Origin of the sequence: Chryseobacterium flavum (assembly GCF_003385595.1) — a bacterium.
In the GTDB taxonomy this organism is placed as follows: domain Bacteria; phylum Bacteroidota; class Bacteroidia; order Flavobacteriales; family Weeksellaceae; genus Chryseobacterium; species Chryseobacterium flavum.
Genome location: NZ_QNUE01000012.1, coordinates 56,323 through 69,311, shown reverse-complemented (window position 1 = coordinate 69,311; position 12,989 = coordinate 56,323). Strand labels below are relative to the sequence as shown.

Here is a 12,989-nt window from a genome sequence, read left to right as displayed (position 1 = left end):
TTAATAAAAAATGATTGGATTATCCTCCAATCATTTTTTTTATGGCATTCAGCTTCATTAAAGCTTCAATAGGTGTTAATGTATTGATATCTATCTTTGTCAGCTCCTCCCGTATATTTTCCAGAACAGGGTCATCAAGCTGGAAAAAGGAAAGCTGCATATTTTCTTCTGTTACTCTTTTAATACTTTCAGAAGTTCCTCCACCCTGGGTTCTGCTTGCTTCAAGAGTTTTCAGAATCTCATTGGCTCTGCTTACTACTTTCGCAGGCATTCCTGCAAGTTTCGCAACATGGATACCAAAACTATGCTCACTTCCTCCGGGAATCAGCTTTCTTAAAAAGATGATATTCCCTTTATTTTCCTGAATGGATACATGGAAGTTTTTTACGCGTTCAAAATTCACAGTCATCTCATTAAGCTCATGATAATGGGTGGCAAACAGGGTTTTAGCCTGTGTAGGATGCTGATGAAGGTATTCCGCTATAGCCCAGGCAATAGAAACCCCATCATAAGTAGACGTTCCGCGACCTATTTCATCCAGAAGGATAAGGCTTCTTTCAGAAATGTTATTAAGAATATTCGCGGCTTCATTCATTTCTACCATGAAAGTAGATTCTCCGGCAGAAATATTATCCGTAGCTCCTACCCTTGTAAAGATTCTATCCAGCATCCCGATCTCTGCGTGTTTTGCAGGGACAAAACTTCCAATCTGAGCCAAAAGACATACAATAGCCGTCTGACGCAGAATTGCCGATTTACCGGCCATGTTAGGTCCTGTTACCATAATAATCTGCTGCGAATCTTTATCCAGGAAGATATCATTCGGGATATATTTTTCTCCTAATGGCAGCGCATTTTCAATAATCGGGTGTCTGGCTTCTTTTAAATCGATCGCATACCCATCATTCAAAACAGGTCTGGTATAACTTTCGGAAACAGCAAGTTCAGATAATCCTGCAGCCACGTCAAGCTGTGCAATAATAGTAGAGTTCCCCTGAATCTGATCAATATACACCATGGTTTCAGAGCATACATTCCTGTAAAGTTCATTTTCGAGAACACTTATTTTCTCTTCAGCACCCAGGATCTGGTTTTCATACTCTTTTAGCTCTTCTGTAATATATCTTTCCGCATTTACAAGGGTCTGTTTTCTTACCCAATCATCAGGAACTTTATCTTTATGGGTATTCCTTACTTCTATATAATATCCGAAAACATTATTAAAATCTATTTTAAGGCTTGAAATTCCTGTTCTTTCAATTTCCCTCTGACACATCTCATCAAGAAATCCACGTCCTTTACTCTGAAGGTTTCGTAACCTGTCAAGCTCATCAGAAACACCTTCCCTGATTATATTTCCTTTGGCAATACTTACCGGAAGGTCTTCATTAAGATTACAATGCAGGAATTTTATCAATTCCTCCAGATCATATAAAGGTTCCAGCCACGCAAGAACTTCTGCATGAGGATGAAGAAGTTGTTTTATCTTATGAATATTGATAAGACTTTGACGCAGATACCCTAATTCTTTTGGTGAAATTTTTTCAGCTGCCAGTTTACCCATTAACCTGTCTAAATCTGAAATTGATTTTAACAGCTGGCAAATTTCATACTTCAAAGGATCATTTTCATTCAGGAAGTCGATCAGGGAAAGCCTTCTCGTGATTTCTTCCACTGATTTTAAAGGAAGAATAATTCTTCTTCTTAGCAGCCGTCCTCCCATTGGAGTACATGTCTTATCAATAATATCCAGTAATGATTTTCCCTGAGGATTACTTGGATAAACAATTTCAAGATTTCTTAATGTGAAATTATCCATCATCAGATAGTCTTCCTGTGGAATAATCTGGATCTTTGTAATATGAGACAGCAGGTTATGATGGGTATCTTCCACAAGATAAGCAAAAACAGCTCCTGCAGCAGTAATAGCTAATGGAAGATTCTCTACTCCAAATCCTTTTAATGAACTGGTTTTAAAATGCCCGGTTAATTTTTCATAGGCAAAATTGTACTGGAAAGCCCAGTCTTCAAGTTTAAAAGCATTCTTATTTTTAAATTGCTCAGGGATCGGTACACTTCTTTGAAAGATAATTTCACTGGGATCAAAAGTATTGACAATATGCACCAGTTTATCAAGGTTTCCTTCACTTACCAAAAACTCACCGGTAGAAATGTCCACTAAAGCAATTCCATACTTTTCTTTTTCTTTATGTAAGGAAAGCAGGAAGTTATTCTTTTTAGAATTCAGGACCTGGTCATTGAACGTTACTCCAGGAGTTACCAGTTCTGTAACCCCTCTTTTTACAATTCCTTTTACCATCTTCGGATCTTCCAACTGGTCACATATCGCAACCCTCATCCCGGCCCTTACTAATTTGGGTAAGTAAGAATCTATTGAGTGATGCGGGAATCCGGCCAGTTCTGTACTTCCTTCTCCATTATTTCTTTTGGTAAGCACTATTCCCAGTATTTGTGATGTTTTCACGGCATCCTGCCCAAAAGTTTCATAAAAGTCCCCTACCCTGAAAAGTAAAAGAGCATCAGGATACTTAGCCTTGATGGTATTATACTGAGTCATTAGCGGGGTTTCTTTCTTCGTCTTTGCCATAGTAAAAAATGAGCCCCAAATTTAAAAAAATAAATTAGGGTTACGGAAGTGTTTGTCTGTTAATCTTTGAGCAGACTTTTCCTTATCATTATTTAATTGTATTTTCACCATAAAATACCATTCATGAAATTTCCTGTTTTAGAAACTGAAAGACTTATTTTGCGCCAGCTAACCCTAAATGACACACAAGACCTGTTCGAATACTTTTCCAGGGATGAGGTTATGGAATATTATGATCTTGAAACTTTTAAAACGGAAGAAGATGCCCGGCGGATCATCCGGCATTTCAACAGTTCGTTTGAAAAGGGAAAAGGATACAGATGGGCGCTGGAGTTAAAATCTTCAAAAAAGGTAATCGGTACCTGTGGATATCACAACTGGTACAGGGAGCATTTCAAAGCTGAAGTCGGATATGAGCTGAATCCTCTGTTCTGGAGACAATCTTTTATGAAGGAGGCACTCCTCCCTGTATTGACCTTTGGATTTGAAACAATGAGGCTCCATCGGGTAGATGCCTTTATCGATCCTTCAAACATTTCATCAGAAAAGCTCCTAACTTCTTTAAATTTCCAGGCGGAAGGAATACTCAGAGATTTCTTCTTTGAAAAAGGAAAATTTGTGGATGCTAAAATTTTCGGACTGATCAACAGGTAATCAACTACTTATTGGATTTTAAATACTGTTTCAGAGCTTCAGAGCTTTTTTCATATGCCCACTTCTGTTTGTAATTTACCCATTTAGCTTTAAATAACTTGCGTAACAGCTTATCGGTATACCTCATAATAAAAACGTGATACAGCATGTTCGCAAAAACTTTCGGTTTATTGGGAAGGGCTCTTAATGACAGAGAGAAGCCAGGCTCAAGATACCGGTTGAAATGCCAGAATGCACCAGGAATAAAAAGAGCATCACCATGCTCCATAAAAATCTCATATCCCCTGGCATATTTCAAAGCCGGAAATTTCTCATAATCAGGATTTTCATAATCCAGCTCATAAATCGTATGAACCGATAAAGGCACTTTATATAAAAAAGCAGACTGTTTCTGGTCGAATAATAAAATCCGCTTTTTCCCTTCAAAATGGATATGCATAAAATCTCCCAGATCCACATCATAATGCATTAAAACATGGGCTTCACTTCCTCCGAAGAATAATGTAGGTAACCTTTTAAAAAACTTCATTCCCAAATCAGGATAGGTAAAGTTTTTCAGCAGTTCCGGGAGCCTGTCTGTAATAATATAAAAGAAGATGCGAAGATCTGAAGGTTTGCTTTTTATCGTATCAATATACTCCTTCATTTTCATATGAGTAACAGGAGCATCAGAACTTTTTGCTGCATCAGCCGGCTTGTTATCATATAAGGGAACTTCCTGATCCCCTGCTTTTTCACGGATATAGGCCAGATTCCATTTATCAAAAGCATCCCATCGGCTTGCAAAATTTTTGATCAAAAGAGGCTTTTGTTTTTTAAAATAATTCTTTTGAAAGTCTTCTTTACTGATATCACTAACTGCATCTACGTTTTGGAGGATCATTATTTTGGTATTTAATGCGAAATAAAAATAGTGTTTTTTTGAAATCTAAAAAAATTTTAAAAAGAGATCGTTGAATTGCAAAATATAATGTCCTTCACTTTATTCAATCCAAGACTCAGTTCAGCATTTACATGAAAAAAATTATATTTGTGGTAACAAGTAATTTATGAGAGTCTACAACACCAAACATTTCCTTAAGATCCTTTTCAGCCTTCACAAGAGTGATACTCTTAAAATTCTTTTTCCAAGTATGATTCTTGTTGGGTTATATTCCTGGGGCATTCAGTACTTAGAGGTTGAATATTTCCACCTTACCTCAAAATCAGGTGTCAGCAATGTAGGAATGATTCATTCCCTTTTAGGATTTGTTCTGTCTCTCTTGCTTGTTTTCAGGACAAATACAGCTTATGACCGCTGGTGGGAAGGCAGAAAACTGTGGGGAAAACTGGTAAATGACACCAGGAATATGGCTATAAAAATAAACACTCTTCTTGGGGATAATCAACAGGATATAGACCAGATCTCAAGATACTTAAAATTTTTCCCTCACTTTTTAGCCAAACACCTTTCCAGGGAATCTACCAGGCTTGCTCTGGATGAGGATTATTCTGAAATTGAAAAATCATTAAAAAACCATGGCCCAAGTGAAATTGTTATTCTCTTATCTCATAAGCTGAACCAGTTAAAAAAGGAAGCAAAAATCTCGGAAGTGGAGCTTCTTTACTTAGATAATCAGCTTTCAGGTTTTCTGGAGGTTTGCGGAGGGTGCGAAAGAATTAAAAACACTCCGATTCCTTATTCTTATTCCTCCTTTATTAAAAAGTTTATTATTCTGTATGTTTTTGCTCTTCCTATAGCTTATGTTATTACTATCGGGCTCTTCATGATTCCTCTTACGGTCTTTGTTTATTATGTACTGATGAGCCTTGAACTTATTGCTGAAGAAATAGAAGACCCTTTTAACAATGATGAAAATGATATTCCGATGGAAACATTAGCACAAAATATTGAAAAGAATGTTCACCAGATCATGAGCAAGAAATAAAAAAATAAACACTAAAGGCTGATTTCTTTTAATTCGCCGTCCTGCTTTATTTCTACAAATTTGCTTTCCCTGTTGGCAGCATCATAACCATAAAAAAATGTGCTGTAAATCGGAGTAGAATACAGATAGTTTCCAAAACCGTTATAGGTATCTGTAGTTCCCGTCTGCTGCTGATAGCTTGCTGTCGCTGTAAAATTCACAATGGTTTCCAGATAATATTTTCCGGGCTTTAGTTTTTCAAATTTAAATCTGCCGTGATCATCTGTTAATGCTTCTACTCTGTATTTAAATGCTTCCTCTGACATATATACCGTTGTTTTTTTATTTTCATACTTCTTTCTCATATTGTAAAACTCTTCAAAATAAGGAGTTACAGGAAAAAGCATAACAACAGTCCCTTTAGGAGCATAATGTTTCTGTCCCAGTAATGGTTTGATTCCCCAATTATTTTTCTGCTTGGTAGATGCTACACCTTCAATGGTCGAGTTTCCGAATCCAAGCATATCCCTTGCTAATTTTTTGTCAAAAAAAGCTTGTGGATAATACGTATTCTGGGCCCTTAAACCCATCATAACAAACATTAACATGCATAAACTGAATAATTTTTTCATAGTATATTTTTGAATCAAATATAACTATTTTACTATTTTTGAAATAAAATAGCCATGAACTCCATTTTTTTATTCTTATTTTCTGCTTCTGTTATGGTGTCTGCACAAAAGCCCTGTGGTTTTAAGGACGGATTACAGGAAGGAACCTGTAAAGAATTTTATGATAACGGGCAGATAAAAAATGTGGTTGAATGGAAAAAAGGTAAAAAAGAAGGTGACGCTGTTTTTTATCATGATAACGGAAAAATAAGTGCTCAGGGAACGTTTAAAAAAGACTTTAAGGTAAAAGAATGGTCTTACTATAATAAAAACGGAGATCTGACATCCAAAGAAGAGTTTACAAATGGGGAAAAAAATATATATGACAACAGTTTCACAGGAACGTTTTATTATCCTTCCGGAAAAATAGAAGAAATTTCCCATTATAAATTTGCCAAGCTTCACGGAGAAACAAAACTGTTCCATGAAGATGGAAAGTCAATAAAACAAATCGGCTACTATGAAAACGGTCTTGCTACCGGAAAATGGAAAACCTTTTACAAGTCCGGAAAGTTAGAAAGAGAAACAGAGTTGACAAACGATAAACGCAACGGAAACCGTGTTTATTATCGTGAAGACGGAAGCATTGAAAAAACAGAGGTCTATAAAGACGGAAAATTAATCTCAACAAAATAATACAATTGGTACAGAAACTAAAACTGGAAGAACTGAACAGGATAGATGTAGAAACATTTAAGAAAACTGAAAAAATCCCGTTGGTTATCATTTTAGACAACTTAAGAAGCATGCATAATGTAGGAGCTGCATTCAGAACTGCAGATGCTTTCCTCGTTGAAAAAATTATTCTTTGCGGTATTACTCCCCAGCCTCCTCACCGTGAAATCCATAAGGCTGCACTGGGAGCAACGGAAAGTGTGGATTGGGTCCATGAAAAAGACATTAATACTGCTATTGCTGATCTGAAAAGTAAAGATTATGAAATTATAGGAATCGAGCAGACAACCGATAGCCGGCTCCTTACTGATTTTACCATTGACCGATCAAAGAAATATGTGTTGATCCTTGGAAATGAGGTTGAAGGAATCAGTGATGAAGCACTCCCTAATATTGATGTTTTTTTAGAGGTTCCCCAGCTTGGTACAAAACATTCCCTAAACGTAAGTGTATGCGGTGGAATTGTGATGTGGGAATTTGCGAAAGCTCTAAAATAAAAAAACTGCATATGTCCTTAAATAGACAGTGCAGTTTGAAATAAATCTAATAAAAAGTAAAAATGAAAGGCGACAAAGGTACTTTTTTTTTCTTTACAAACAAATTATGCCGGCACTTTTTTTGATCAATCTTAAAAAAAGTCTCCTTTTCAGAAAAAGTTTCATTTAATTTTTTATAAATTAGCACAATGTTTATCAAGGACTATATCTCAAAAGACTTCCCGTGTTTTAGCTTGTCTGATTCAATAGAGTCAGCAAGAGACATGTTAGAGGATTTTGGATATTCCCATATTTTCATAAAAAAATCCCACCACTTTTACGGAGCAATTGCCCAGGATTTTCTTTATGAAGAAGACGGGGGTACGCTGAAGGACCTTGAACACCAGATCGAACGTTTTGCTATTCTGGAAGACAGTAATGTAATGGACAGTATTCGTCTTTTTCATACGTTCAGCTCCAATGTTATTCCGGTGATCAATAAAAATGAAAAATATCTCGGTTATATTACCTGTGAGGATATTTTTCAGGACTTTTCCCGCTATCCGTTATTTTCAGAATCAGGCGCTATACTTACCATAGAAACTCCTGCCAGAAAATATTCAATGACAGAGATTGCTAATATTGTAGAAAGTAATAACTCCAAATTCTATGGCGGATTTATAAGTTTTATGACGGATGAGGTAATCCATATTACCATAAAAATCAGCAATGAAAATCTGGCCTCAATAGATTCAACTTTTGATCGGTATGACTATAGAATTGTTGAAAAATTCTATTCTGATGAGAAAACCGATCTCTTTAAAGACCGATTTGGTTTTTTCCAAAAATTCATAGAAATATAACATGAAGGCAGCCATATATTCTCAGAAAAAAGATCTTGATACTTTTTTATATTTAAGCAAGTTTATCTCTGAGCTGGAAAGCAGAGGGGTAAAATCCGTTCTTTATGATGAGATGGCTGAAGCACTTCAATTTTCCAAGATTTTTGAAACATTTAATAATAAACAGGACCTTTTGGACAAGGAAGTGGATCTTTTTTTCACTTTTGGAGGAGACGGAACCATCGTAAACTCCCTGACATTTATTGAAGATCTGGAAATCCCCGTAGTAGGGGTAAATACGGGAAGGCTTGGGTTTCTTGCTTTTTTTACCAAAGAAGAAGCATTTAAAGAGCTTGATTCTATTTTGAAAGGAGATGTAAAAACAAGCAGGCGTTCAGTAATAGAAGTTGTTTCACCTGATCTGGAAGGGTCCTTTCCTTATGCCTTGAATGATGTTACAGTTTCCCGGAAAGAAACCACATCAATGATCACAGTAGATTCTTACATCAATAACGAATTCCTGAATGTTTTTTGGGGAGATGGTGTCATTATTTCTACCCCCACAGGTTCTACAGCCTACTCTCTAAGCTGCGGAGGGCCGATCATTTCTCCGAATAACGAAAACTTTGTCATCACTCCGATTGCACCTCACAACCTGAATGTAAGACCTTTAGTTGTAAATGATAAAGTAGAAATAAAATTTAAAGTGGAAAGCCGTGTCCCTCAATACTCCCTTTCATTAGACTCCCGGCTGATACACATAGAAACAGATAAAGAAATTATCATTAAAAAGGCTTCTTTTCAGCTTCTGCTGGTACAGCCGAATAATTTAAGCTTCTATGAAACCATTCGCCAGAAGCTTCTTTGGGGAAGGGATAAAAGAAATTAGCAATTCCCTAAAAATGATTACCTTTACAGGAACAAAAACACCTAATAAAATTTATAATAAAAAGTAAAACATGAGCAGAATTTTTCCGGCAGGAGTTGCCACAGGTCAGTTAGTTACTGATATTTTTCAGTATGCTAAAGAAAACAAATTTGCATTACCTGCAGTAAACGTAATTGGATCAAGCAACGTAAACGCTACGATGGAAACTGCAGCGAAATTAAACTCTCCTGTAATTATTCAGTTTTCAAATGGCGGAGCTGCTTTCAATGCAGGAAAAGGATTAAGCAATGACGGACAAAAGTCTGCAATCTTAGGAGCTATTGCAGGAGCTAAACATATTCACACTCTTGCTGAAGCTTACGGGGCTACTGTAATTTTACATACAGACCACTGTGCAAAGAAATTGCTTCCATGGATTGACGGACTGATGGATGCAAATGAGGAATTCTTCAAGCAGACAGGAAAATCTCTTTATTCATCTCACATGTTAGATCTTTCTGAAGAATCTTTAGAAGAAAATCTTGAAATTTCCGCTAAATATTTCGAAAGAATGGCTAAGCTGCAGATGACTCTTGAGGTAGAAATCGGAGTTACCGGTGGTGAAGAAGACGGTGTTGACAACTCAGACGTTGATAATTCTAAATTATATACTCAGCCTGAAGATGTAGCTTATACGTATGAAAAATTAAAAGCTATTTCTGATAACTTCACAATTGCGGCTGCTTTTGGTAATGTACACGGAGTTTACAAACCAGGAAACGTAGTTCTTACTCCAAAAATCCTTGACAATTCTCAGAAATATGTTCAGGAGAAATTCGGAACAGCTGCAAAGCCAATCAACTTTGTATTCCACGGAGGTTCAGGGTCTACTTTAGAAGAGATCAGAGAAGCTATTGATTACGGAGTAATTAAAATGAATATCGATACTGACCTTCAGTTTGCATATACAGAAGGAATCAGAGATTATATGATAAACAATATTGAATATTTAAGAGCTCAGATCGGAAACCCTGAAGGAGAAGAAAAACCGAACAAAAAATTCTATGATCCAAGAGTTTGGGTAAGAAAAGGTGAGGAAACCTTCTCTGCAAGATTGGTGAAAGCATTTGAAGATTTAAATAACGTAAATACTTTAAAATAAGAATTGTATCTGTATAAATGTAAAGGGATTCTTACGAGTACCTTTACATTTATACATTTTACATTTATACATTAATACTAATATAAAATGGCATTCGACTGGTTTAAAAGAAAAGCAAAAAACATTACCACCTCTACTGATGAAAAAAAGGACGTTCCCAAAGGCCTGTGGCATCAGACTCCATCCGGAAAAGTTGTGGAACATGATGAACTAAAGAGAAATAATTATGTTTCTCCTGAAGACGGATTTCATGTAAGAATAGGAAGTGCAGAATTTTTTGACATCCTTTTTGACGGCGGTAAATTCACCGAACTGGATGCCAATGTAGAAAGTATTGATATCTTGAATTTTAAAGATACAAAGCCTTATAAGGACCGTCTAAAAGAAGTAAAAGCGAAGACAAAGCTTACGGACTCCATCAGAAATGCAGTAGGAACCGTAAAAGGGACTGAAATGGTTGTTTCATGTATGGATTTTGCTTTTATCGGTGGCTCTTTAGGTTCTGTAATGGGAGAAAAGATCAGAAGAGCTGTAGATTACTGTATTGAGCACAAACTTCCATATATGATTATCTGTCAGTCGGGAGGAGCAAGAATGCAGGAGGCAACCTATTCTCTGATGCAGCTGGCTAAAGTACAGGCTAAGCTAGCTCAGCTATCAGAAGCAGGACTTTTATATATAGCATACCTTTGTGACCCTACTTTTGGAGGAATTACTGCCTCATTTGCAATGACAGCTGATATCATTATGGCTGAGCCGGGAGCGCTGATCGGGTTTGCCGGGCCAAGAGTAATCCGTGAAACTATCGGAAGAGATCTTCCGGAAGGATTCCAGACATCAGAATTCCTACAGGAAAAAGGATTTGTAGATTTCATTGTAAAAAGAACTGAAATTCAGGATACTGTTGCCAAAACAGTTAATTTATTAGCTGTAAAAGCATAATAACTGTAACAAAAACAATACAGTCTCTCTCTAATTAGGGAGAGATTTTTATTTATGAGGACTTTCAAGATATTTTTCAATACAATCAGGAGCATGAGTTTTAAAAAGATAATGCGTCTTTTATCACTCGTTCTTCCCCACCCTCTGTTTTCTTTATTAAGTTTTCATGCTACCGTGCAAGCCTTCACGATTGCACAGAGAAAATATCCTCAGACAGCTTCCAATAACGGTATAGGAAATGCATTCAGGCATGCTTTATGGTGCTGTTTTATAATGATGTATTGCTGTAAGGTTTCTTCGCCTCAAAAAGCATTGGATTTTTGTAAAAGAATGACTGACCTGCACGAAGAACTTTTCCCCAATAATCCTCTGGAAACTAAAATGGACCTTCATAATAACAAAATAGGAATGGATTATTTCATGGAACTTTTACCCGGTATCCATCGTCAGTTTTTTGAAAAAAGCTTTTTCATTGACGGGCTGGTAAAAAAAATGGAAAACGCTAAAGTCCTGAAGAATTTGGATGACAATTTTGAAGGACATCTTGTATACCTGGAAGAATAGTAACACACTTTGTCATAAAGGTGTTAATCAATAACATCCGCAACACATAATCAGCTGAATAAAATGCTGTAAAAAATACGAATTCACAAACTTCATGTTTAATTCTTTTGCGGCTTTGTGGTTTAAAGTATTTTTGATAAGTTTAAACAATTAATTCAATCAGATGGTCCTCAGCAGAATTTGGTCGGCTTTTATTATTATTGCCATTACCATTGCAAGTATAAAATACATCTCATCAGGTAACTACAAGACTATATTCAATGATATGGTCGTAGGAAAAGGCGGAGATACAGTGCAGATTGCATCCCAGCCAATAAACAAACTCTCTCCTGTTATCAGAGACAGCCTGATGAGGAAAAATGACTTTACGGATAACAGAATTCATTATAAAACAGATTCCTTAAAACAGAATGTAAGTGTATATCGTGTCCAGGAAGCAGACGGCGTAATAGGAACCTCAGAAACAGCAGTAAAGATATGCTTAGGACTTATTGGCATTATGACCCTGTTTATGGGGTTTATGAGTATTGCTGAGAAGGCAGGTGGTATTAATCTTTTAAGCCGTTTTATCCAGCCTTTCTTCTCGAAATTATTCCCCGACATTCCCAAAAACCACCCGGCATTCGGGCATATGCTGATGAATTTCAGCGCCAACCTCCTTGGACTGGACAATGCTGCTACGCCTTTTGGATTAAAAGCTATGGAAAGTCTCCAGACACTAAATCCAAATAAAGACACTGCCAGCAATTCGCAGATCATGTTCCTCTGCCTTCACGCCGGAGGAATGACCTTAATTCCCGTTTCTATCATTGCCATCAGGGCTTCAATGGGATCCAAAACCCCTACTGATATCTTCCTGCCATGTATGATCGCAACATTTGCAGCAACTCTTGCCGCTATGATTATTGTTTCTCTATACCAGAAGATCAATTTGCTGCGTCCGGTAGTCATTGCATATGTTGGCGGAATTTCAGCTGTTATAGCTTTACTTGTTCTTTATCTTGTACAATTGAGTAAAGATGAACTTGACGATTTCAGCAAAGTGTTAAGTAATGGTCTCATTCTCTTTATTTTCCTGGCTATTGTACTTGGGGCTGTCTATAAAAAAATCAACGTCTTTGATGCTTTTATTGAAGGGGCAAAAGAAGGCTTCACAACATGTGTAAAAATTATTCCTTACCTCGTTGGAATGCTCATTGCTATTTCGTTATTAAGGACTTCAGGAGTTTTTGATGTCATCATTGACGGAATGAAATGGGTGGCCAATATTGCAAGTCTTGACCCAAGATTTGTGGACGGACTTCCAACAGCTTTGATCAAACCTTTATCTGGTTCAGGAGCAAGAGGAATGATGGTAGATACCATGACAACATTTGGCGCAGACAGTTTTCAGGGAAAATTAGCCGCAGTTTTGCAGGGAAGCTCAGATACGACATTTTACGTAATTGCAGTTTACTTCGGGGCCGTAGCTGTAAAGAACACCAGATATACCGTAATTGCGATGCTTCTGGCCGATTTAGTGGGTATTATCACATCAATTGCTTTAGCATATTTGTTCTTTGCTTAAATTGAGCTTATTCCCAAGCAGCTTGCAACCAAATTTAATATAAACCCAAACTT

The 12,989-nt window shown here is 36.8% G+C and carries 13 protein-coding genes; 10 read left to right on the top strand and 3 right to left on the bottom strand.

The window, feature by feature from the left end; all coding sequences use genetic code 11:
• Positions 1-19 precede the first annotated feature (19 nt).
• Positions 20-2,608, bottom strand: a complete 2,589-nt coding sequence (gene mutS, locus DRF59_RS14810; protein WP_115961725.1) for a DNA mismatch repair protein MutS — start codon at positions 2,606-2,608, stop codon at positions 20-22.
• Between the two features lie 123 nt (positions 2,609-2,731).
• Here mutS and DRF59_RS14805 point away from each other — a divergent pair, with 123 nt between their 5' ends.
• Positions 2,732-3,262 (top strand): GNAT family N-acetyltransferase, encoded by a 531-nt coding sequence (locus DRF59_RS14805; protein WP_115961722.1) that lies wholly within the window; start codon positions 2,732-2,734, stop codon positions 3,260-3,262.
• Positions 3,263-3,266: 4 nt separating this feature from the next.
• On the opposite strand, the gene DRF59_RS14800 is transcribed toward DRF59_RS14805, so the two are convergent.
• Positions 3,267-4,145 carry a cupin-like domain-containing protein gene (locus tag DRF59_RS14800; RefSeq protein ID WP_115961719.1) on the bottom strand — a complete coding sequence of 293 codons (879 nt, stop codon included), beginning with the start codon at positions 4,143-4,145 and terminating at the stop codon, positions 3,267-3,269.
• Positions 4,146-4,311: 166 nt separating this feature from the next.
• On the opposite strand from DRF59_RS14800, the gene DRF59_RS14795 reads away from it, so the two are divergent.
• Positions 4,312-5,190, top strand: coding sequence for a bestrophin family protein (locus DRF59_RS14795; RefSeq protein WP_115961716.1), 879 nt, complete (start codon positions 4,312-4,314; stop codon positions 5,188-5,190).
• Positions 5,191-5,201: 11 nt separating this feature from the next.
• Here the strand turns inward: DRF59_RS14795 and DRF59_RS14790 are convergent, their stop codons facing one another.
• The gene (locus DRF59_RS14790; protein WP_115961713.1) at positions 5,202-5,801 is read right to left on the bottom strand and encodes a hypothetical protein; all 600 of its coding nucleotides are present in this window, start codon (positions 5,799-5,801) and stop codon (positions 5,202-5,204) included.
• Between the two features lie 54 nt (positions 5,802-5,855).
• Between DRF59_RS14790 and DRF59_RS14785 the strand changes: the two genes are divergently transcribed.
• The 8 genes from DRF59_RS14785 to DRF59_RS14750 all read left to right on the top strand — a co-directional run bounded on the left by DRF59_RS14785 (position 5,856) and on the right by DRF59_RS14750 (position 12,936).
• Positions 5,856-6,476, top strand: coding sequence for a toxin-antitoxin system YwqK family antitoxin (locus DRF59_RS14785; RefSeq protein WP_115961710.1), 621 nt, complete (start codon positions 5,856-5,858; stop codon positions 6,474-6,476).
• 5 nt (positions 6,477-6,481) lie between these two features.
• Positions 6,482-7,012 carry an RNA methyltransferase gene (locus DRF59_RS14780; RefSeq protein ID WP_115961707.1) on the top strand — a complete coding sequence of 177 codons (531 nt, stop codon included), beginning with the start codon at positions 6,482-6,484 and terminating at the stop codon, positions 7,010-7,012.
• A 188-nt stretch (positions 7,013-7,200) separates the two neighbouring features.
• Entirely contained in the window at positions 7,201-7,854 is a 654-nt protein-coding gene (locus DRF59_RS14775; protein ID WP_115961704.1) for a CBS domain-containing protein, read from the top strand.
• Between the two features lies 1 nt (position 7,855).
• A complete protein-coding gene (locus tag DRF59_RS14770; protein WP_115961701.1) occupies positions 7,856-8,722 on the top strand; it encodes an NAD kinase in 867 nt (288 codons plus the stop codon).
• A 70-nt stretch (positions 8,723-8,792) separates the two neighbouring features.
• Complete coding sequence (gene fbaA / locus DRF59_RS14765; RefSeq protein WP_115961698.1) at positions 8,793-9,863, top strand: class II fructose-bisphosphate aldolase; 1,071 nt, start codon at positions 8,793-8,795, stop codon at positions 9,861-9,863.
• Positions 9,864-9,950: 87 nt separating this feature from the next.
• Positions 9,951-10,805: an acetyl-CoA carboxylase, carboxyltransferase subunit beta gene (gene accD, locus DRF59_RS14760; protein WP_115961695.1), complete on the top strand. Its 855-nt coding sequence runs from the start codon at positions 9,951-9,953 to the stop codon at positions 10,803-10,805.
• 54 nt (positions 10,806-10,859) lie between these two features.
• The gene (locus DRF59_RS14755) at positions 10,860-11,369 is read left to right on the top strand and encodes a DUF6973 domain-containing protein (RefSeq protein ID WP_115961692.1); all 510 of its coding nucleotides are present in this window, start codon (positions 10,860-10,862) and stop codon (positions 11,367-11,369) included.
• Positions 11,370-11,532: 163 nt separating this feature from the next.
• A complete protein-coding gene (locus DRF59_RS14750; protein ID WP_115961689.1) occupies positions 11,533-12,936 on the top strand; it encodes a nucleoside recognition domain-containing protein in 1,404 nt (467 codons plus the stop codon).
• Positions 12,937-12,989 lie beyond the last annotated feature (53 nt).